We start from the raw sequence: 20465 nt of genomic DNA on the forward strand, positions 1-20465 counted from the left end.
CGCCTCCTGCGGCGCGGTGCGCCTGCAGGATGGAGCACAGCCGCTCCGTGCCCTCGGCATCCAGCCCGGCCGATGGCTCGTCCAGCAGCAGCCACTCCGGCCTTCCTGCAACAATGCAGGCGAGCGCCAGCCTACGCTGCTGCCCGCCGCTGAGAGTCCAAGGATCCCTCTCCAGCAGCTCCATGTCCAGACCGGCCGCCTCCATCGCTTCCCTGATCCTCGAGCTCCTTTCCTCTCCGGCAAGCCTGTAGGGCTTCGCGGAATAATGAAGCTCCTCCACCACGCTTTTGGCGAACCACTGCGTCTCGGCCTGCTGGAGGGCAATCCCGAGCGACAGCAGGACGTCGCGGTTCGGACGCCGGCCGCTCCAGAGCGGCTCTTCTCCGAGCTGAACGACCCCTGACGCCAGCGGCCTGACACCTCCGGAGGTTTCCAGCAGCGTCGATTTACCCGAACCGTTGCCTCCGACCAGCAGCGTCAGCCTGCCTCCGCGAAAACAGGCCGAGAAGCTGCGGCTTCCGTCCGCTCCGGCAATTCTCGGAACGGCTCCGCTGAGAATCAAGTCCCGGGGAACGGACCGCGGCTTCAGCTGTTCCAGCGAGGAAAAAATCTCCGGGGAGACGGCAGGGGGAGCAGCTCGGAAGGCATGAGAAGCCGTTCCATGCGTGCTCCACCGTTCCGCGAGCTCTTCCGCGTTCAACGGCATGACGCCCATGCCGAAGCCGAGCGCGTTCAATTCCATGGCCGTCCGCGCGGCGAAAGGAGCTTCCAGACCCGCAAGACGACAAGGCGGTTCCCCGGAAGCGAGCGGACTGAAAAAGCGTTCCGAGCTTCCTTCCCATACCATTCGTCCGTCCTTGAGCGCAAAAACCCGGTCTCCGGCTTCGAGCTCGTCCATGTTCTGCGTCACCCATACGATCGCGATGCCTCGCCGCTGCATGGCGCGGGCATGCTTCATCAGCAGGCGGGCCGAGTCGTTGTCCAGCATCGATGCCGCTTCGTCGAACAGCATGGCCGGGGATCCGGCTGCAAGCGCTCCGGCTGCCGCGAGCAGCTGCTTCTGCCCTCCCGAGAGGGTGGACACGGGAGCGTGCATCAAGGCGGACAGGCCAAGCTCGGCCAGCGCCTCCTCCGCCCTCGGAATGATATCGGCACCGTTCATTCCTGCATATTCCAGAGCCATGACGAGGTCTTCCCATGGCGTGGAGCCCGTTATGGCGGCATCTGGCTGCTGGAGGACGACGGGCAGCGGCCTGGCATCAAACGGCGAAGGCAGCATGCGGGTGATGCTCTGCTCCGCCTGCGGGTTTCTGCCGAGGCCGGCGAGGGTGCGCAGCAAAGTCGATTTTCCGCTTCCGTTGGCCCCTACGATATGTACCCATTCCCCTTGCCTGATCTTCATCGTAATGCCTTGCAGGAGCGGCTCCCGCTGCTCGGGAGCCTCGGGGTAGACGACGAGATCGGCGACAGACAGGAGCGTTCTCCCTTCTGCGCCCTGGAGCGTTTCGCTCCTTCCATCGCCTTCTCTCAAGAGCCCGGCTGTCTGCTCTCGATGAACCCTCTCCGGTTCCCGTTTGCCGGCCTCTGCCGGCACGGCCATTTCTTCGGATGCCCTGCTCATCATTTCCCGCCTTCCCAAATTTCCCTTCCCAACGAAGGCAAGCTGTGCTAAAATCCGTTTTGTTAACCTTCTGCGCTTCGTTCATGGTTAACATTATAACTTGATTCCACCGATTTGAGGAGTGAAATGTTTATGATGTCGTCATCCCAATCGCTGCGTCGGGCCGTATTCATCGCCCTGTTCGGAGCCCTGTTCGTCGTGTTCAATTCCATCACCATCAGCACCGGAGTGTCCTCGCTCGTTCCGTTCACCCTGCAGACGATGGCCGTCGCCCTCATCGGCGCGTTCCTCGGAGGCAAGGACGGCTTTCTGAGCATCCTGCTCGTCAACCTGCTCGCCCTGGCGGGCTTGCCCCTGTACCGGGCGCAAGGGGGACTGGCGCATATGACCGGACCTACCGGCGGCTTCATCTGGTTCTTTCCGATCTCGGCGCTGATCATCGGCCTGCTCGTGACGGCCATTCTTCGCAGCAAGGCGGGGCGCCATCCTGTCGCAGCGTTCGCGCTCATTCTCGTCGTCATGGAAACGTTCGGCTCGCTGTTCGTCTATGTAGGCGGCATCCCATGGATGATGCATGTCACGGGCTTCTCTTTTGATAAAGCGATGGCGGTCGGCTGTTATCCGTTCCTGCTGCCCGATCTGCTTAAAAATGTCGCCGCTGCCGCTATTACCGTCGCTCTGCGCTCCTATTTGCCCGTCATGCGGCTGAAGTCCCGCTCCCGCGCCTTTCCAGCCGGCAAGGCGGCCTGACGACCGGCATATCCCGCAGCCCCCGTCCGGACCCGGACAAATGCAAAGAGCCGCGCATCCAGCGCGGCTCTTTGCATTTATAGGCTTAAAGGGACAACCGGTAAATATTCAGGACGTCCTGCTTGTCCAGCTTGCGGAAGTTGCCGATCTGACGGCCTGGCGCCGCCTTGGCCGCCATTTCCTCCAGACGCTCTTCTCCGATGCCGTAATCGGCCAGCTTGGACGGAGCTCCGAGGGAAGTCCAGAACTCCCGCAGCCTGGAGATGCCTTCTTCGGCGATCTCCTTGTCGCTTCTGCCATCCGGCTCCACGCCGAACACATTGACGGCGAACTGACGGAACCGGCCGACGTTGTCGTCCAGCACATAGGTCATCCAGTTCGGGAACAGAATGGCGAGCCCGCCGCCATGCGGAATGTCGTAAACCGCAGACAGCGCATGCTCCATGTCATGGTTCGCCCAGTCTCCGAGCGTACCCATGCCGAGCACGCCGTTCAAAGCCATCGTGCCGCTGTAGAGAATCGTCGCCCGATGCTCCAGATTGCCGAGGTCTCCGACCAGCTTGGGAGCAGTGCCCACGACAGCCCGCAGAACGGATTCGCAGAAGCCGTCCTGGACCGGCGTGAGCGGATCGTGATGGAAATACTGCTCGAACACATGGGACATCATGTCGACGATGCCGTATACGGTGTGATCCTTGGGAGCCGTAGCCGTGTAGGCCGGATCCAGCACGGAGAAGCGGGGGAACACATGCGGGCTGCCCCAGCCGTGCTTCTCCTCGGTTTCCTCGTTGGTGATGACGGAGCCGCTGTTCATTTCCGAGCCGGTAGCGGCAAGCGTCAGAACCGTGCCTAGCGGCAGGGCGTCCTGCACTTGAGCCTTGCGGCTGACGATATCCCAGAAGCTGCCGTCGTATTTGGCCGCGGCCGCGATCGCCTTGCCGCAATCCAGCGTACTGCCTCCGCCTGCTGCCAGCACCCAGTCGATGCCGTTCGTCCGGCACAGCTCGGCACCGCGGTGGACGGTCGACAGCCTCGGGTTGGGCTCGACTCCGGCAAGCTCGGTGACCTTGCAGCCGGCTTCGCCGAGCACGGTCATGATCTCGTCGTACAGGCCGTTTTTCTTGATGCTGCCTCCGCCATAGACGAGAAGCACGTTAGGGCCCAATTGAGCCGCTTCCTTGGCCATCTGCTGGAGCTGGCCTTCTCCGAAGTACAGCCGGGTGGGATTATGGTAGACAAAATTCCTCATTGATATCGTCTCCTTTCTATTCGTCGCAGCTTTCGGGATCCTCGGGCTTCGCGCCGTCGAGGGCGATCTTCTCGGCAACCGTATCCTGGATGATCGATACGACCATCTGAAGCAGGTAGTTGATATCGGCCTGGCTTTGCTGGAATTCGCCGACAATCGGAATCCCGTCCAGCTCGTCCTGCAGCTGATCCATTTCGGTTTCGATCTTCTGGACCATGGTCGAATTCTTGAACGTCTGCTCGAAAGCGACAAGCTCCTTTTGCTTCTTCTTGAGGCCGGCCATCAGAGACTGGACCCGGTCGTTGCCCTGGATCTGCTTCTCCGCGCGGCGGAACACCTGGACTTCCTCCGAAGAATAAATCAATCCCGCCAATTCGCGGGCCTTGTTCATGATATCGTCCCGTACGAGCAAATCCCGGGTATCGTACACTTCAACCGGGCAGTTCGGCCCGTGATCGTGAATGCTGGAATGCTTGACTCCCGCCATTGAAGGCGCGGTGCTGTTCTGCTCTGCCATTGCCAATCGCTCCTGTCTCATCCGCCTTGCGGCCAGAGAATTATGGTCCCCCGTGCAGGTTATTCCAAGGTTTTATTATACCAAAGTCGGCACTAAAAAACGACTGCCCTCACGGGCAGCCGCAGCTTCTTCCTTCTAGTCGATGATTTCGGCGGCATCGCCTGTCTGGGCGCCGCTTGCGTTCGCTTCATCGGTATCGATATGCATGTCCAGGGCGAAGCTCGGAGATACACGGGCGATCACGTTTTCAAACACGAGTCCCCGCTCTCCTCCTACCCGCACCTTCAGCTGCTGCTGGTCCTGGATGCCCCATTTCTCGGCGTCGTCGGTATGGAAGTGGATGTGGCGCGCCGCAACGATGACGCCTTCCTCGATTGTCACTTCACCGGCAGGCCCGATGATCGTCACGCCGGCGGAGCCGCTGATGTTGCCGGACTCGCGCACGGGAGCCTTGATTCCTGTCGCAAAAGCATCCGTGCGGGAAATTTCCAGCTGGGTCGCCTTGCGGGCGGGTCCCAAAATGCGGACCTTCGGGAACGAGCCCTTCGGGCCGCTGACCGCGACCGTTTCGTTGGCCGCGAACTGGCCGGGCTGAGACAGCGGCTTGAATTCGGTGAGCTGGTAGCCTTGGCCGAACAAAGCCTCGACATGCTCCTGGGATAAGTGGATATGGCGCGCGGAGACGCCTACAGGTACGGTTTTGCTCATGATCGTCTCATCCTTTCCGGAGGTTCTCTATATAGGGCGTTACCACTCATGGGGCAAGCTCAAGCGAAAAGGCATACGGCTCACGAAGGAGCGTATGCCTGACGTCGCTGATTTCATTATACGGATCGGCGGAAGCCGTGTCGAATGACCTTTTTAACAATTTGCGCAACATTGGGCGAACGGCACGATCCTATCTATACGGCCATTCATAGAATAGAGCATCCGATAGATTAGGAGTGAAGACAGATGCCAACGTTTGACAGCGTCCAGGTGACCGGCAGCTGCACCGTGCAGGGCGCCCTGCTGGTAGGCGGCAATCAGACCGTCCAGAACGACCTGCAGGTAGACGGCAACCAGACGATAGCCCAGGGCCTTCAAGTCAACGGTAGCCAGACCATCCTGAACCACTTGGATGTAGAGGGATCCGCTGCGATCGGCGGTACGGTGTCGGTATTCAGCCGTCTCATCATCGATGCTCTTCCTTCCGCTCCAGGCATCGCTTCCTCCCCGACGGCCGTCAACTATTACAGCTCCGGCTCCGCAGCTCAGCCCGGCCTAGTGCTTCCCGGATCGGACGGATCCGTCTATGTCCTGTTCGTCGACGTATCGGGCGCCGTGCCGGCGCTCGGAATTCAGCGGTTATAAGATCCGCGGGCCGCTGCCCTGCGATCCCGCCTCCTCCGCCGCCTTGCGGAGTTCCTGGAGATAGAGATCGCCATGGCGCTTATCCGGCTCCAGATAGGTTCCCTCCGCCCATTCGTTCCATGCATTGATGAACAGGAAATCGCTCTTGTACACTTCGGCAGCCCGTCTGATCTGACGACTCAAGTACCAGCCGAACTTCTCCGGACTTCCGCCCACGCAGCTTTGGCCTCCGGACTTCAAACGGGGCGTGTTGTCCCATCCGACGAAGGCTCCCGGCATGATCGGCTCCCCTTCCCTGAGGCGCGACCTGTTCAAGATCAGATTCCAGACCTGGTCGTAGTCGAAGACATGATGATAGCCGTTATTGATGTCGAATTTTCTCCACTGGATGTTGTTCGGGCTGGTGGCAAAGGTATAATGGGGCTCGAACTCGACGCTGGCGTCGAATCCGTGCTGCTTCGGCACCGGGAATCCGCCCAGCGTACGAATCCAGTACAAGCCTGGGAGCCCGCTTTCCTCTGCCCACCGGTTCCAGCAACGGCGCATCTCCTCCCAGCAAGGCATATTTCCAGGACGGTAAATGAGAAAGACCGGCTTGCCGTCTATTCGGATATATCTCGGATCGAGAAAGAAGTTCAACAAATAGTTGAAATGTTCCTTCCAATCCGATTCGGTCCCGTATTGCTGCTCCACGATGATATCCTTGTCGCCGCCGTCCCATTTCTTCGTCCAGGATTCGTTCGCCCAGGAAAAGCAAAAAGGGAAATTCGGCGTGCCCATCGATAAAATTTCTTCCATCGGCTGCTGCAGCAGCTTTTTCCCCTTGAACCAGTAATGATAATAGCAAAAGCCGTAAATGCCGAACCTCGCCGCCAGGCTAGCTTGCCACTCCCTCGCTTCAGGGGAGGTCAGGTCATAATAATAATCATGCAGCGGCTCCCTGGGTTGCTCATGTCCGGCGTAAAGCGGTTTGGCTTTGCGCGTATTGGTCCATTCGGTGAACCCTTTTCCCCAGCTCCGGTCGTTCTCCGGAATAGGATGGAATTGAGGAAGCAGATAGGCAATCAGCTTCACCTGTACGATCCTCCTAAGCCTGATACGCGGCTTTGAGCAGCTTCAGGGATATTTGCACATACGAATATTCATACCGGCTCCGTTCCAGAGCAGCGGTAGCTACCGCTCGTCTCTTGTCGGGATTGTGCCAGTAATGATGGATCAGCCGCGGCAGCTCTTCCTCCTTGGCGAATGGAATCATGTCTACTCCGGGCGCCATCACGGAAGAAGCGGCATCCGGAAGCCAGATGAATTGCGGCGTGCCGCAAGCCGCCATCTCCAGCATCGTTGCGGTGTCTTCCTCCCAGTTGATTGCCGCGGCGGCTCCGTTATAATAAAGCTCCGATGGAACTCCGGAATCCGCGGTTTCGACGCCCGGACAGCCTTCCCAGCCTTTGCCCATAGCGAGAATTCTGCCGCCTTCCAATGGACCCTGGCGGATAGCGGAGAGGCATTGCCGTCTTGCCGGCGTTGACTGACCTACCAGGAGCAGCCCGGATGCATGCCGTTCGTCCACATGGCGTTGGTAAAACCGCGCTGGATCCGCGCCAAAGGGAAGCACCCCGGCTTTTGTTCCAAGCCTGGACAGTGCCTCCGCATCTTCAACCTGCGGGACAAAGATTGCGGAGAAAGCCTGGAGCAGCCTTTGATCGGCGTGACTTGCGGCTTCGATTGACGTCATCCACCATACCTTCTTGATGTCGCTTCCCCTCAAAAAAGTGGCTGCTAGCGGAGTGAGCGTCTGTTCGCTGCCGGCCATGATCAGCACATCGGGCTGGTAGTCCACGATTTGGGCGCAAAAATCCTTTTCAGAATATTTCATTGGTATGACTTCTTTGGCGAACAGGCGCACATGCTCGGCGAGCAGAGGCTCCACCCTCCATAGGTCGGCAGGCAGCATGGACACGAGGAGAACTCTCATGGATTTATAATCCGGCGGGGACATCGAAAAACGCGGGTATCGGGTCAGGCTTGGGCCTTGTACCGGGGCTGGGCCTTGGAGCAGGCTTGGGCTCTGGAGCTGGCTTGAACCCTGGAGCCGGCTTGGGCGGACAGGGGCTGCAAATGCGTGCGCCTTCGACCTCATCGACTTCATGACTTGACGGACGGTTTTTCGGATCAGCTGATTTTGAAGCTGTCTTTGCCTCCGTTCATCCGCTTTGAGGGAACGTTTTTTTTCCGGATCGCTTCATGCTTCAGGCAACCGTCCTTTTTACATTAGGGTATGCCGGGATCAACCCGCTGACTGAGGCAGCCATACCGATAAGAGCAAAAATGCTGAAAAAGCCCGGCCGCCTCCTCAATGGGGAAACGGCCGGGCTGAACGATGACGGACAAGCCTAGACAAAGTCCTTCAAAAGCTTGTCGAACTGCTCGCGGGAGAGCTTGAGGTCCTGATTCGCAAGACCCTGCTCCTGGAATCCGCTGACGAGGTTCTCGTACGAGCGGCGCTTCGTATCCTGGTAGATGAGGCCGGTAACCAAACCGTTCGTCTCCATGATTTTGGTCATGGCGGCGAGGCGGTTGGAAGGATCGTATCCTTCTCCGGCGGCTCCGTCCAGGTTGACGATGTTCTCCTTGAACCAGTCGTAGGTGTTGACTTTGTTGAAGGTTACGCATGGGCTGAACACGTTGATGAGCGAGAAGCCTTCATGCTTGATGCCGGCTTCGATGAGCGCGGTCAGCTGCTTGAGATCGCTGGAGAACGACTGGGCGACGAATGTCGCGCCTGCCGACAGGGCGATTTCGAGCGGCGACAGAACGGATTCGATGGAGCCTTCCGGCGTCGATTTCGTCTTGAAGCCTTCGGCGCTGCGGGGCGACGTCTGCCCCTTCGTCAAGCCGTAGATCTGGTTGTCCATGACGATGTACGTCATGTTGACGTTGCGGCGGATCGCATGGACCGTATGCCCCATGCCGATCGCAAATCCGTCGCCGTCGCCGCCCGAAGCGATGACGGTCAGCTCGCGGTTGGCCAGCTTGACGCCTTGCGCGATCGGGAGCGCCCGGCCATGGATGCCGTGCAGGCCGTAAGCGTTGATGTAGCCCGAGATCCGGCCCGAGCAGCCGATGCCGGAAATGACGGCCAGCTGCTCCGGCTCCAAGCCGACGTTGGCGGCAGCGCGCTGAATCGCAGCCTGGATGGAGAAGTCGCCGCAGCCCGGGCACCAGTTCGGCTTGACGTTGTTGCGGAACTCTTTAAATGTTGCCAACGGGGGTCAACTCCTTTTTAGATGCTTCGTACACTTCGGACGGCAGGAATGGATTGCCGTCGTATTTGAGCACGCTGCGGATTTTGTCCGCGTATCCGCAGTGCAGCTTGATTTGCGAAGCCAGCTGGGCCGTGGCGTTGTTCTCCAGGACGATGACCTGGGATGCCTGGTCCAGATAGGGAGCGAGCTGCTCCGTCGGGAACGGATGGATCTGGCGCACCTGCACATGGTTGGACGTGATGCCGTCCTTCTCCAGGCGCGAGCGGGCTTCATCGATCGTTCCGCCCGTAGACCCCATGCCGACGATCAGCAGGCGCGGCTTCTCATGGGGAGCGTCGACGCGGATGGCTTCCGGAATCTGCAGGGAGACCAGCTTGCCCAGACGTTTGTCCATCATGTTCTTGCGGTTCACGGCGCTCTCCGACGGCCTTCCCGTCTCGTCATGCTCGACGCCGGTCACATGATGCAGGCCGCCTTTGTCGCCAGGCAGCGAGCGCGGAGATACGCCGTCCTCGGTAAGCTCGTAACGCTTGAACAGCTGATGCTGCTCCAGCTCCGGCAGCTCGCGCTGCAGCTTGCCGCGGCGGATCTCGATGCGGTCGTAGTCGATCGGCTCGCAGCTTTGCTTGCCGAGGGACAGCTGCAGATCCGTCATGACGATGACCGGCACCTGGTATTCTTCCGAAATGTTGAAGGCCTCCACCATGTCGTAGAAGCAGTCTTCGATCGAGGCAGGCGCGATGACGACCTTCGGAATCTCGCCATGCGTGCCGTAGACCATGGCGTTGAGGTCGGACTGCTCCTGCTTCGTCGGCAGTCCCGTCGAAGGTCCTCCGCGCTGCGTATCGACGATGACGAGCGGCTGCTCGGTCATTCCGGCGAGGCCGATCGCCTCCATCATGAGGGACAAGCCCGGTCCGGCGGATGCCGTCATCGTGCGCACGCCGGCATAATTGGCGCCGATCGCCATCGTCACGGCCGCGATCTCGTCTTCCGTCTGGACTACCGTGCCGCCGAACTTTGGCAGCTTCTTGATCAGGTATTCCATGATTTCGGATGCCGGAGTGATGGGATAAGCGCTCATGAGCCTGCAGCCCGCGGCAACCGAGCCGAGGCCGATCGCTTCATTGCCGATCATGAACAGCTTCTGCTTGCCGTCGGCCGGCTCGAGAGCGAACTCCTCGAGCGGACCTCCCGCCTGCTCCAGCACGAATTCGGCGCCGCGCTTCACGGCTTCGACGTTCTTCTCGACGATCGCCGGGCCTTTGCGGCCGAATTCTTCTTCGACCGCTTTGTTGAACACCTCGAGCGGAAGGCCGAGCAGCGCCCAGGATGCGCCGGAGGCCACCATGTTTTTCATGAGCGAGGTGCCCAGATCTTCGGCGATCGATGTGATCGGCACGGCGAACAGGCGCGCGTCGCTTCCTTCCGGCAAGGCGGGATTGAATTTCGCGTCCGCCACGACAACGCCGCCGGGACGGAGCTCGGGCGCGTTGAGATCGATGCTTTCCTGGTCGAACGCGACAAGAATATCGAGATCATCCGAGATGGCCCGGATGGGAGATGTGCTGATGCGGATTTTGTTATTGGTATGTCCGCCCTTGATCCGCGAGGAGAAATGACGGTACCCGTATAAATAATAGCCGAGGCGGTTCAGAGCGGTGGAGAAAATCCGGTCGGTGCTCTCCACGCCTTCGCCCTGCTGGCCTCCTATTTTCCAAGACAGCTGACTGATCACTTGCGTCCAACTCCTCATCTGCTATGAGACCTTTTTCACAATCTCCATAAATTTTATGCCTCCACCTTTAAAAATGCAAGGCATTATCGAGAAAAGTTCTCATACAGGAATCCGATGGAACCTATAACAGATACTGATAGTTGCCCGATGCCTCAGTCCCCCGGCAGCTCGCTCAGAAGGAAGGAAATCGCGTTTCCATTCATAAAAGCCGCGGCTTGCCGCGCTCCGAACTCGCTTACGAGAGCGGATCGCAGCGAGCGGACGTCGCCGGGATGCCGAAGACCCTCCACGTAAAGCTCGATGCCGTCGAAGTCGGAACCGAGCATGATGTGCTTCTCTCCTCCCAAGGCGCATATATGCTCGATATGGCGAAGGATGTCGTCAATATGCACCTGCTCCGCGCTGCTGACGAAATAAGGCACGTAGGTCATGCCGATCCTTCCTCCCATCGCAATGAGCGCCCGAATCTGATCGTCGGTCAGATTTCTCGGGTGGGCGCAGACAGACTTCGCGTTGGAATGCGAGGCGATGAACGGCCTCTCGGTCCGGTCCGCCAGTTCCCAAAACCCTGTCTCCGTCAAATGCGACACATCCAAAATGATGCCGAGCTCGTTGCAATGCCGGATCAGCTGCCGTCCCTTCTCCGTGAGTCCGCCTTGTCGTTCTTCCATGACTCCGTCGGCCGCCCAGTTCCCATAGTTCCAGGTCAGGCCAAGCAAGCGGACTCCCAGCCTGCGCGCAATGCGAAGCATCGCGAAGTCTCCTTCCAGCCCGTCCGCTCCTTCCAGCGTCAGGAGGGCGGCGATCCGGCGTTCGGCAAGGCTGCGCTCAAGATCCTGCCTGCTCGCGACGAACCGGTAGGCATCATTGGAGACGATCTTTTCGTAAAAGAGGTCGATGCTTCTGAGAACGGCGTCGAATGTCTTCGGCCTGCTTTCCGTCAAATAGATCGCGTAGGCCTGAAGCATATAACCCGCTGCCAGCTGTCGGTCAAGCGTCACGTCGAGCTGCCGGCTGCCGGAGCCGCCAGCCGCTTGGCAGACGTCGAGCTCCGGATGACTCAGCAGCTTGCTGAGCACGTCGCAATGCAGATCCGCGACTCCGAGTACAGGGTGTTTCATGGCGCTGCAGCCTCCTGTTCCGTTTCTTGCTCTTGCATGATATGAATCCATGGCTGTAAATGGACGCAAAAAAACCTGCTTACACCGTAAACAGGTCGAATCGAATAAGTTGTCCGGTCTTCAGCGCGGCTCTACGATCAGCTTGATCGCTGTGCGGTCTTCGCCATCGATGACGATATCGGTGAAAGCGGGAATGCAGATGAGGTCCACCCCGCCGGGAGCGACGAAGCCTCGGGCGATCGCGACCGCCTTGATCGCCTGATTGATGGCTCCAGCCCCGATCGCCTGCAGCTCAGCAGCTCCACGTTCCCTTAGAACTCCAGCCAGTGCCCCTGCGACGGAATTTGGATTGGACTTAGCGGAAACTTTTAATACTTCCATGGAAAGTACCTCCTCGGGAATGATGGGTAGCTGCGGCTCTACACTACTTCCATACCTATTCGAGAGGGGACAAAAAATTCCTGCTTCCATTCCGATAGCCGTCTCCAGGATTCGCCACCGTTCTTATCAGTACATCGCTAGAGAGGTCTCGGTCAATCGAATTTTCTCCAGCTTTGCAGCCTGCCCGGTCGTTTCGTCCATCTGGACGAGCAGTCCGTGCAGATGCCAGTCGCCTTCATCGACGACAAATCTCGACGGAAGGCCGGTCAGGAACTTATGCAGCACAGCGCCCCGCTCCATGCCGAGGATGCCGTCCATCGGCCCGGTCATGCCGACATCGGTCAGATAGGCGGTGCCGCCCGGAAGGATCCGGTCATCGTTCGTCTGCACATGGGTATGCGTACCGACGACGAGACTCGCTCTGCCGTCAAGATACCAGCCCATCGCGATCTTCTCGGAAGTCGCCTCCGCGTGGAAGTCGACCATGATGCAGCGGGTTTCTTCTTGCAGCAGCTCCAGCTGCTCGTCCGCCACGCGGAACGGATCGTCATTGGGCGGCAGGAATGTCCTGCCCTGCAGGTTCAGGATGCCGAGCTTCTTGCCGTTCGCCTTGATGACCGCCGCTCCGCGGCCGGGCGATTGAGGCGAGAAGTTGGCCGGACGGACGATCCGCTCCTCATCGTCGATCCACTCGAAGATGTCCCGGTTGTCCCAGGTGTGGTTGCCCATCGTAATGCCGTTGACGCCCCAGTCAAAAAACTCCTTGGCGATCGCGGCCGTAATTCCCCTGCCGGCCGCTGCATTCTCGCCGTTCACGATAATGATGTCGGGATTATATTTGGACCGGAGAGCGGGCAGCGCCTTGCGCAGCGCCGTACGGCCGACGTTGCCGACGATATCTCCGATGAACATGACTTTCAGCATGACTTGCCTCCTTCGGATTACAAAGAAAATCCCGCTCCGGAGAGCGGGATGATCCACGGTATTACTTGGCGTATTCGACCGCGCGGGTTTCCCGAATGACCGTGACCTTGATATGTCCCGGATAATCGAGCTCGCCTTCGATCTTTTTCGTGATGTCTCTGGCAAGGCGGAACGCCTCGGTATCGTCGACTTTCTCCGGCTGCACCATGACGCGGACTTCGCGTCCGGCCTGGATCGCGTACGATTTCTCGACGCCGTCGAACGATTCGGAGATGGCCTCCAGCTTCTCCAGACGCTTGATGTACGTCTCCAGCGTCTCGCGGCGTGCGCCTGGGCGCGCTGCAGACAAGGCGTCTGCCGCTCCGACCAGCATTGCGATGACGGAGGTCGCTTCGCAGTCGCCATGATGGGACGCGATGCTGTTGATGACGACCGGATGCTCCTTGTACTTGCGGGCCAGCTCGACGCCGATCTCGACGTGGGAGCCTTCCACTTCGTGGTCAAGAGCCTTGCCGATGTCATGCAGCAGTCCGGCGCGCTTGGCCAGCGTGATGTCCTCGCCAAGCTCGGCGGCCATCAACCCGGTCAGGTAAGCGACTTCCATGGAGTGCTTGAGCACGTTCTGGCCGTAGCTCGTCCGGTACTTCAGGCGGCCGAGAATCTTGATGAGATCCGGGTGGATGGCGTGCACGCCCACTTCGAAAGTGGCCTGCTCTCCATACTCGCGAATCCGCTCGTCCACCTCGCGGCGGGATTTCTCCACCATCTCTTCAATGCGGGCCGGGTGAATCCGTCCGTCCGCAACGAGCTTCTCGAGTGCGGTGCGGGCGATTTCACGCCGAATGGGATCGAAGCCGGACAAGATGACCGCTTCCGGCGTATCGTCGATGATAAGGTCGATACCCGTCAAAGTTTCCAGCGCGCGGATGTTGCGGCCTTCGCGGCCGATGATCCGGCCCTTCATTTCTTCGTTCGGCAGCGTGACGACCGATACAGTCGTCTCCGCCACATGGTCGGCGGCGCAACGCTGGATAGCCAGCGAGATGATGTCTCGCGCCTTCTTGTCCGCCTCTTCTTTTGCCTGCTGCTCGATTTCCTTGATCATCTGGGCAGTTTCGTGGCGGACTTCCTGTTCCACGTTGGTGAAGATGATGGTCTTGGCATCCTCCGTGGTCAGGCCGGAGATCCGTTCGAGCTCGCTCTGTTGCTGTCTGTAGATGGAGTCGATCTGATCCTGTGTTTCTTCGATTCGTTTCTCCTTGTTGGCTACCAATTCTTCTTTGCGTTCGAGTGCTTCTAGTTTTTTATCCAGTGACTCCTCTTTTTGCAGCAGCCGTCTTTCGAGACGCTGATTCTCATTGCGTCTCTCCCGAATGTCTTTATCCGCTTCAGAACGGAGTTTATGGATTTCGTCTTTCGCTTCCAGCACCGTTTCCTTCTTCAGGGCATCCGCTTCCTTCTTCGCCTGTTCGACGATCTGGACGGCAGCCTGCTCTGCACTGGAAATCTTAGCCTCGGCAATCGACTTTCGGACGAAGTAACCAATCCCAAAGGTAATCGCGCCAACAACGAGAACGATCAAGATCCACCAAATAACGGGGCTCATCTTGTTCACCTCCTCGTTGCATTCACCAAGGCAGAAAATAAGCCGGGAATGATATTCAGTTGTTGCGATTCGGTTCCAAACCGTGTCTAAGACTGTAGAATGGAGACTTATAAACTTGAATCCATTTACGAAAGGAAATACATCCCTTTCACTCGCGGATGCACTATTATTGTAGCTTTACGCAATTTCAATTGTCAAGCCAGAGCGCTTCCGTCTCCAGTTCCTCTCCTGACGACACATGCCGCACGGCCTCCCGGACCAGATCGCCCTGGAAACCGCGGCGCAGCAAAAATCCCGTCAGCTTCAGCCGCTTATCGCGATCCTCTCCTTTGAGGCTCCGCCATTTCTTGGCTGCGGCCTTGAAAGCCGCTTCCCGCTCAGCCCCGGCATCGAGCGCCTCGATCGTCTCTCCAGCGGTCAGCTTGGACACCCCGCGCTGCTCCAGCTCCTGACGGATCAGCCGGCGCCCTTTCTGGCTGCTCTTCACCTTCTGGGCGGCGTACATTCTCGCATAATCGCGGTCATCGATGACTTTTTCCTGCTGCAGCCGGTCGATCGCATAGCGGATATCCGGTTCCATATATTCCTTGCGTTTCAGATAATCCGCCATTTCCTTTGCCGTCCTCATTTTGAATCCGGCATAATACAGCCCGGAGGCATAAGCCTTATACCGGTCTCCCTCCGACTGGATCGCCTCCAGCTCCCCGCTGCTGAGCACGCTTCCTTTCAGCAATCTATACTTGACGAGTATATCCTCGTGGACGGAAAACTCCGGCTCTTCATTCCCATCCAGGCAGATCCAGTAATAGGAACGTTTGCGGGAATCGGGTTCTACCTTGGTCACGACTTTCTCGCTGCTGTCCTGCATATGATGCCTCCTCCCTGATCCACGATCGGATGGCTTGAGCAAAAAAGCACCTCTGAACGATTCAGAGGTGCTTCCCTGTCAGGCCGGTCTATTCAATGTAAGATTGGCCCGGAATGCTCGCGGGACGGCTTAAACGTCCAGCTCCAGCTCGTCCAGCTCTTCATCTTCCTCTGCGGGAGGATTGATTCCGGCGGCTGCCCGTTCGGCGGCTGCATTGAGGTTATGTGCCTCGCGGATTTTGGCATCGATCGTATCCGCTACGGCAGGGTTGTCCTTGAGGAACTGCTTGGCATTCTCGCGGCCTTGACCAAGGCGGTCGCCGTTGTAGCTGAACCAAGCGCCGCTCTTGTTGACGATGTCCATCTCGACGCCGATGTCGATGATGCTGCCTTGACGGGAAATCCCTTCTCCGTACATGATGTCGATCTCCGCCTGCTTGAACGGAGGCGCCACCTTGTTCTTCACGACTTTGATCCGCGTGCGGTTGCCCACGACATCATTGCCTTGCTTGATGCTCTCGATGCGGCGCACGTCGAGACGAACGCTGGAGTAGAACTTCAGGGCGCGGCCGCCGGGAGTCGTCTCCGGGTTGCCGAACATGACGCCGACCTTCTCGCGAAGCTGGTTGATGAAGATCGCGATCGTCTTCGACTTGCTGATGGCGCCGGACAGCTTGCGCAGCGCCTGCGACATGAGGCGCGCCTGAAGGCCGACGTGGGAATCGCCCATCTCGCCTTCGATCTCGGCCTTCGGCACGAGAGCGGCGACGGAGTCGATGACGATGACGTCTACCGCGCCGCTGCGCACGAGCGCCTCGGCAATCTCGAGAGCCTGCTCGCCGGTGTCCGGCTGGGACAGCAGCAGCTCGTCGATGTTGACGCCGAGCTTGCTCGCATAAAGCGGATCGAGCGCATGCTCCGCATCGATGAAGGCGGCTTGTCCGCCCGTGCGCTGCACTTCCGCGATTGCATGGAGAGCGACCGTCGTCTTGCCGGAGGATTCCGGACCGTATACTTCAATGACGCGGCCCCGCGGAAATCCGCCGATGCCGAGTGCGATATCTAATGCGAGGGAACCGCTGGAAACCGTCTCAACGGTCATATGCGTGGACTCGCCTAGTTTCATAATGGAGCCTTTTCCGAATTGTTTCTCGATTTGGCGGAGAGCCATATCTAAAGCTGCGCGGCGATCTGACAAGAGATCCACATCCTTCATTCATCATTTTATAGTTCTATCATAGCCTGTTTGCATTCGTTTGCCAAGCTTTTTTTTCGAACATACATTCGCTTTTTTTTGTCCGCGGCGCCACCTCCGTATCCGCAGCGGCGTCCGGACAAAAAAGAACCGCAGCTGCGAAATGCAAGCTACGGTTCTTCCGTTAACTGTCTCCATTGTAGACCATTCCCGATGCCCAGACAAGAGCACCCGGAATGCAGCCGGAGCCGAGCGGGCGCTGCGGCCGGCATGTTCATCCGGACGCCCGGCGGATCAGGATTCCTTGAGCAGCGTCCACAGCCGGTACAAGGCGTGCTTGGCTGCGCGCAGCCGCACCATTTCCCGGCTGCCGCCGGCTTGCAGCGTGTATACGGAAGCTTCCATGCCCTTGCGCGAGATGCCGATGTAGACAAGTCCGACCGGCTTGCCCTCGGACTCTCCCGGACCCGCCACGCCCGTTATGGATACGCCCCAGTCGCTGCCGGTCGTCTCGGACACCCGCTGGGCCATCAAGGCTGCCGTCGCCTCGCTTACCGCCCCTGGCGCTCCCGCGCCTTCCAGCATCTCCAACGGAATGCCGAGCAGCTGATGCTTGAGCGCATTGGTGTACGTGACGATGCCTCCCAGGAACTCTCCGCTGCTGCCGGGCCTCGAGGTGATCAGCTCGGCGAACAGCCCGCCCGTGCAGCTCTCGGCGCTGCTGAGCCTGTGCCTGCGGTCGCGCAGAAGCCGCAGAACGGCTTCCTCCAGCGGGATATCCTCCTGCGCATACAGGTAGCTGCCGACCCTGGACTGGATCGTCGCAGCCATATCGTCGATCCGCTTCAGAGCCTCCGCTTCATCCGGCGATTTGGACGACAGGCGGATCGTCACCTCTCCCTCCTTGGCATAAGGAGCGATCGTCGGATCGGTCTGGGCTTCGATAAGATCGATCAGCTCATGCTCCAGCTTGGATTCGCCGATGCCGGCAAATCGGAGAATGCGGGAGTGAAGCGCCGCTCCACGGCCGTATTCCTGAAGGATCCAGCTTGTCGCGGGGCCTTCGAACATTGGCTTCATCTCCATCGGCGGTCCGGGCAGCAGAATATAGCGGATGCCGTCCTGTTCAAGGGCGTTGCCGACGGCGAGTCCCGCTTCGTTGTCCAGTGCGGCGCTTCCCTCGATCGAATTCGCCTGCCTCAGGTTGCTCTCCACCATATGAGCGCCGCGGCTCGCGAAGAAGGATTTCATTCTCGCCAAGGAAGGCTCGTGGATCACCAGCTTGCGTCCGAGCATGTCGGCAAGCACATCCTTGGTGAGATCGTCCATTGTCGGCCCCAGGCCTCCCGTGAAGACGAGCAGATCGGCCCGGGAAGAAGCGATTGCAATGGCTTCTTTCAGCCGGGAGGCGTTGTCGCCGACGACCGTCTGGAAAAACACGTCGATGCCCAGGGCTGCCAGCCCTTGGGACAAGTAGCGCGCGTTGGTGTTGACGATTTGGCCAAGCAGCAGCTCGGTTCCGACCGCGATGATTTCGGCTTTCATGTTGGCATTTCTCCTCCGGGATTGGGTTTGTCGCGATGATTGATAATGGGACAATCGGCGGGAACGCGCCCGTGCACAGATTCCTCGATGACGGTCAGGCGTTCCAAGGCAAATGGAAGGATGGTGCCGGCGGCCCCATCCTTTCAGCTTACAAGAAAGGCCCCCGATCCCAGAGGGGATCGATGGCCTTGTCCAGCCGGTTATTCAACCGGGATGAGATTGCGGTTTTTGATGAAGTAGTCGATGCCCGACCATACCGTAATCAATGCGGCAGCCCAGCTCAGGATCAGATCCAGAGGCAGGTCCAGGAATGCTCCCGGGAAATTGTTGAGCAGCAGCACGATGATCATGGCGATCTGAACGCCGGTCTTCCATTTGCCCCAAGTGCTTGCAGCCAGTACGGAGCCTTCCAGCAGAGCGATCTGCCGGAGGCCGGTCACGGCGAATTCGCGGCTGATGATGACGATAGCGAACAAAGCGCTCAGCTTATCCATCTCGACCAGCGAAATAAGCACGGCAGCGACGAGCAGCTTGTCGGCGAGCGGATCGAGCAGCTTGCCCAGATTGGTCACCATCTTGTTCTTGCGGGCCAAATATCCGTCCAAGCCATCCGTGCTGGCTGCGATAATGAATATCAGCGTGGCGATCATCTGCGTGTACGTAATTTGATAGTCCCCGAGCTTAATGGATCCCAGATCAAGACGGATCAGCAAAAAGAACATGATTACAGGCACGAGAAAAATACGCGCAAGCGTGATCTTGTTGGCCAAATTCACGCGGGTTCCCCTCCCTGACAAAACTCTAACCTAAAGTATGTACGCTACCCGGGAGGCCATTCTCAAAAGAACGGACATAGCCGGTCCCTATACGATAAAAGTATAAACGAACCGAAAACCCGCTGTCAAAATTGTTACCGGAAATTCGTGTACTGCAGCTCCAGCTCCAGGTTCGCGCCGCGGAGCAAAGCCATGACGGCCTGCAGGTCGTCGCGGCTCTTGCCGGTCACGCGCAGCTGGTCTCCCTGGATCTGGCTCTTCACTTTCAGCTTGGAGTCGCGGATAAGGATATTGATCTTCTTGGCGTCGTCCTGGCCGATCCCCTGCTTCAGCTTGATGCGCTGGCGCACGGTGCCGAGCGAGGCGGCTTCAATCTTGCCGAAGTCCATATTCTTGATCGGGACGTTCCTCTTGATCATCTTGGTCTGGAGAATGTCGATGACGCTCTTGAGCTTGTACTCGTCGTCCGACTGGACGACCAGCTCTTCCTTCTCCAGCTTGATGCTGCTCTTGCTTCCTTTAAAATCAAAGCGGTTCTCGATTTCCTTCTCCGCTTGGACAATCGCGTTGTTCAGCTCCTGCAGATCGACCTTCGATACGATATCAAACGAATTTTCGGAACTCATGGCAAATCCTCCTTACATGGCATTCCTCTTATTATAAAACATCCGGCTGCGAAAGTATAACCGGCGGGGACGCCGATGCATTTCCGCGGGACAAGCCTGCGGCTCTGCGCATCTATCCCATCGAATCGAATACAGGCAGCAAGGCCGTCACCATCGGCCTCCCTTTCAACCGCCGATCTTTACGTTCCAGCCTCTTAGGATCGTGCAATCGAAAAAGGCATCCCGCACAGGGATGCCTTGTCGTGCTGCTATTGGCTGTTTTCGGAATCCGAGCCGCTCGTACCGTCGGTTGTTCCGGCCGAATCGGCATCGCCGCCGGATGCTGCATCTCCTCCGGATGCCGGCTCGAACTGGATCTTCTTCGAGCTTGGACGGTCTCCGTCGTCGATCAGCTGGCCGCCGACCGTAATCTCGGTATTGTCCGCGCGTCCGGTATTGAGATAAATGACGTCATCCACCGGTACGGACAGAGTGTCGCCGGCTTCGGCCGCTTTGTTGTACAGGAATTCGCCTTTTGGACCGCCTTTGCGAACTTCGATCCATGCGGTGCCGGTAAAGCTCAGTTCAATGGTGACGGCGCCGTTGGTCTTGTAGTAATCAATCTTGCCCGACTTGCGGTCGAACGTCACGGCCCCTTCCGGAGTCGGGGTCGGAGTAGGAGTCGGCGACGGAGTCAGGCTGGGCGACGGGCTCGCCCCTCCGGCAGCATCTCCCGGAGACGGCGATTGTCCAGGTCCGGGCGTATTCGTCGTGATCGGCGTTTCGTCCGCGGTGGGCGTCTGCCGGTCCGGCTTGATGACGAAAATCCAGATCAAGACGACGATCAGCGCCAGAAAAGCCCACATCAGCACGGAAAACCCCAGCTTGCCGACCCGTTCGGAGGTCGCCCTCGAGGTCGATGCCTTGCGCGGCGGCTGCGGGGCAGCGGCC

At 58.8% G+C, this 20465-nt stretch carries 20 protein-coding genes; 2 read left to right on the top strand and 18 right to left on the bottom strand.

Translation table 11 applies throughout. The features are described from left to right. Positions 1-1624 (bottom strand): ATP-binding cassette domain-containing protein (locus BN871_RS12775; protein WP_048746417.1); only part of this gene is annotated, 1624 nt, incomplete at its 3' end. A gap of 129 nt (positions 1625-1753) precedes the next feature. Here BN871_RS12775 and BN871_RS12780 point away from each other — a divergent pair. Next, on the top strand, positions 1754-2371 hold the full coding sequence (locus BN871_RS12780; RefSeq protein ID WP_232313009.1) for a biotin transporter BioY: 618 nt from the start codon (positions 1754-1756) through the stop codon (positions 2369-2371). 85 nt (positions 2372-2456) lie between these two features. On the opposite strand, the gene BN871_RS12785 is transcribed toward BN871_RS12780, so the two are convergent. The 3 genes from BN871_RS12785 to pduL all read right to left on the bottom strand — a co-directional run bounded on the left by BN871_RS12785 (position 2457) and on the right by pduL (position 4845). Then, entirely contained in the window at positions 2457-3620 is a 1164-nt protein-coding gene (locus BN871_RS12785; protein ID WP_048746419.1) for an iron-containing alcohol dehydrogenase, read from the bottom strand. 16 nt (positions 3621-3636) lie between these two features. After that, positions 3637-4137: a RicAFT regulatory complex protein RicA family protein gene (locus tag BN871_RS12790; protein ID WP_048746421.1), complete on the bottom strand. Its 501-nt coding sequence runs from the start codon at positions 4135-4137 to the stop codon at positions 3637-3639. Positions 4138-4272: 135 nt separating this feature from the next. Further along, positions 4273-4845, bottom strand: a complete 573-nt coding sequence (gene pduL, locus BN871_RS12795) for a phosphate propanoyltransferase (RefSeq protein WP_048746422.1) — start codon at positions 4843-4845, stop codon at positions 4273-4275. Between the two features lie 246 nt (positions 4846-5091). Here pduL and BN871_RS12800 point away from each other — a divergent pair, with 246 nt between their 5' ends. Beyond that, entirely contained in the window at positions 5092-5490 is a 399-nt protein-coding gene (locus BN871_RS12800; RefSeq protein ID WP_021879375.1) for a hypothetical protein, read from the top strand. Here the strand turns inward: BN871_RS12800 and BN871_RS12805 are convergent. From BN871_RS12805 to BN871_RS12870, 14 genes are all read right to left on the bottom strand, one after another. Then, a complete protein-coding gene (locus BN871_RS12805) occupies positions 5485-6564 on the bottom strand; it encodes a glycoside hydrolase family 99-like domain-containing protein (protein ID WP_048746424.1) in 1080 nt (359 codons plus the stop codon). The two genes, BN871_RS12800 and BN871_RS12805, sit on opposite strands and share 6 nt — an antisense overlap. Before the next feature lie 13 nt (positions 6565-6577). Beyond that, entirely contained in the window at positions 6578-7465 is an 888-nt protein-coding gene (locus BN871_RS12810) for a glycosyltransferase (RefSeq protein ID WP_048746427.1), read from the bottom strand. 418 nt (positions 7466-7883) lie between these two features. After that, the gene (locus BN871_RS12815; RefSeq protein ID WP_021879379.1) at positions 7884-8756 is read right to left on the bottom strand and encodes a 2-oxoacid:ferredoxin oxidoreductase subunit beta; all 873 of its coding nucleotides are present in this window, start codon (positions 8754-8756) and stop codon (positions 7884-7886) included. Further along, complete coding sequence (locus tag BN871_RS12820; RefSeq protein ID WP_048746429.1) at positions 8743-10494, bottom strand: 2-oxoacid:acceptor oxidoreductase subunit alpha; 1752 nt, start codon at positions 10492-10494, stop codon at positions 8743-8745. The genes BN871_RS12815 and BN871_RS12820 overlap by 14 nt, the downstream gene beginning before the upstream one ends. A 152-nt stretch (positions 10495-10646) precedes the next feature. Next, complete coding sequence (locus tag BN871_RS12825; protein WP_048746431.1) at positions 10647-11615, bottom strand: dipeptidase; 969 nt, start codon at positions 11613-11615, stop codon at positions 10647-10649. A gap of 120 nt (positions 11616-11735) precedes the next feature. Continuing rightward, complete coding sequence (locus tag BN871_RS12830) at positions 11736-11996, bottom strand: stage V sporulation protein S (RefSeq protein WP_048746433.1); 261 nt, start codon at positions 11994-11996, stop codon at positions 11736-11738. 126 nt (positions 11997-12122) lie between these two features. After that, entirely contained in the window at positions 12123-12917 is a 795-nt protein-coding gene (locus BN871_RS12835) for a TIGR00282 family metallophosphoesterase (RefSeq protein WP_174806375.1), read from the bottom strand. Between the two features lie 64 nt (positions 12918-12981). Continuing rightward, on the bottom strand, positions 12982-14526 hold the full coding sequence (gene rny / locus BN871_RS12840) for a ribonuclease Y (RefSeq protein ID WP_048746436.1): 1545 nt from the start codon (positions 14524-14526) through the stop codon (positions 12982-12984). Positions 14527-14713: 187 nt separating this feature from the next. Further along, the gene (locus BN871_RS12845) at positions 14714-15394 is read right to left on the bottom strand and encodes a RecX family transcriptional regulator (RefSeq protein ID WP_048746438.1); all 681 of its coding nucleotides are present in this window, start codon (positions 15392-15394) and stop codon (positions 14714-14716) included. 129 nt (positions 15395-15523) lie between these two features. Next, complete coding sequence (recA, locus tag BN871_RS12850; protein WP_048746440.1) at positions 15524-16591, bottom strand: recombinase RecA; 1068 nt, start codon at positions 16589-16591, stop codon at positions 15524-15526. 291 nt (positions 16592-16882) lie between these two features. Then, positions 16883-18133 (bottom strand): competence/damage-inducible protein A, encoded by a 1251-nt coding sequence (locus BN871_RS12855; protein WP_048746442.1) that lies wholly within the window; start codon positions 18131-18133, stop codon positions 16883-16885. 200 nt (positions 18134-18333) lie between these two features. Continuing rightward, entirely contained in the window at positions 18334-18909 is a 576-nt protein-coding gene (gene pgsA / locus BN871_RS12860) for a CDP-diacylglycerol--glycerol-3-phosphate 3-phosphatidyltransferase (RefSeq protein WP_048746444.1), read from the bottom strand. Positions 18910-19043: 134 nt separating this feature from the next. Further along, positions 19044-19535, bottom strand: a complete 492-nt coding sequence (locus tag BN871_RS12865) for a YajQ family cyclic di-GMP-binding protein (protein ID WP_021879390.1) — start codon at positions 19533-19535, stop codon at positions 19044-19046. 248 nt (positions 19536-19783) lie between these two features. Continuing rightward, positions 19784-20465, bottom strand: a 682-nt coding sequence (locus tag BN871_RS12870) for a DUF4115 domain-containing protein (RefSeq protein ID WP_048746446.1), incomplete at its 5' end; no start/stop codon positions are given.

This window comes from Paenibacillus sp. P22, assembly GCF_000469945.2.
Lineage (GTDB): Bacteria > Bacillota > Bacilli > Paenibacillales > Paenibacillaceae > Paenibacillus_O > Paenibacillus_O humicus.

Excerpts from the sequence above, each read along its gene's own strand:
- BN871_RS12780 (WP_232313009.1), top strand. The coding sequence starts at position 1,754 with ATGATGTCGTCATCCCAATCGCTGCGTCGGGCCGTATTCATCGCCCTG.
- BN871_RS12845 (WP_048746438.1), bottom strand. The coding sequence starts at position 15,394 with ATGCAGGACAGCAGCGAGAAAGTCGTGACCAAGGTAGAACCCGATTCC.
- BN871_RS12790 (WP_048746421.1), bottom strand. The coding sequence starts at position 4,137 with ATGGCAGAGCAGAACAGCACCGCGCCTTCAATGGCGGGAGTCAAGCAT.
- BN871_RS12785 (WP_048746419.1), bottom strand. The coding sequence starts at position 3,620 with ATGAGGAATTTTGTCTACCATAATCCCACCCGGCTGTACTTCGGAGAA.
- pduL (WP_048746422.1), bottom strand. The coding sequence starts at position 4,845 with ATGAGCAAAACCGTACCTGTAGGCGTCTCCGCGCGCCATATCCACTTA.
- BN871_RS12865 (WP_021879390.1), bottom strand. The coding sequence starts at position 19,535 with ATGAGTTCCGAAAATTCGTTTGATATCGTATCGAAGGTCGATCTGCAG.
- rny (WP_048746436.1), bottom strand. The coding sequence starts at position 14,526 with ATGAGCCCCGTTATTTGGTGGATCTTGATCGTTCTCGTTGTTGGCGCG.
- BN871_RS12830 (WP_048746433.1), bottom strand. The coding sequence starts at position 11,996 with ATGGAAGTATTAAAAGTTTCCGCTAAGTCCAATCCAAATTCCGTCGCA.
- BN871_RS12855 (WP_048746442.1), bottom strand. The coding sequence starts at position 18,133 with ATGAAAGCCGAAATCATCGCGGTCGGAACCGAGCTGCTGCTTGGCCAA.
- BN871_RS12825 (WP_048746431.1), bottom strand. The coding sequence starts at position 11,615 with ATGAAACACCCTGTACTCGGAGTCGCGGATCTGCATTGCGACGTGCTC.
- BN871_RS12800 (WP_021879375.1), top strand. The coding sequence starts at position 5,092 with ATGCCAACGTTTGACAGCGTCCAGGTGACCGGCAGCTGCACCGTGCAG.
- BN871_RS12810 (WP_048746427.1), bottom strand. The coding sequence starts at position 7,465 with ATGAGAGTTCTCCTCGTGTCCATGCTGCCTGCCGACCTATGGAGGGTG.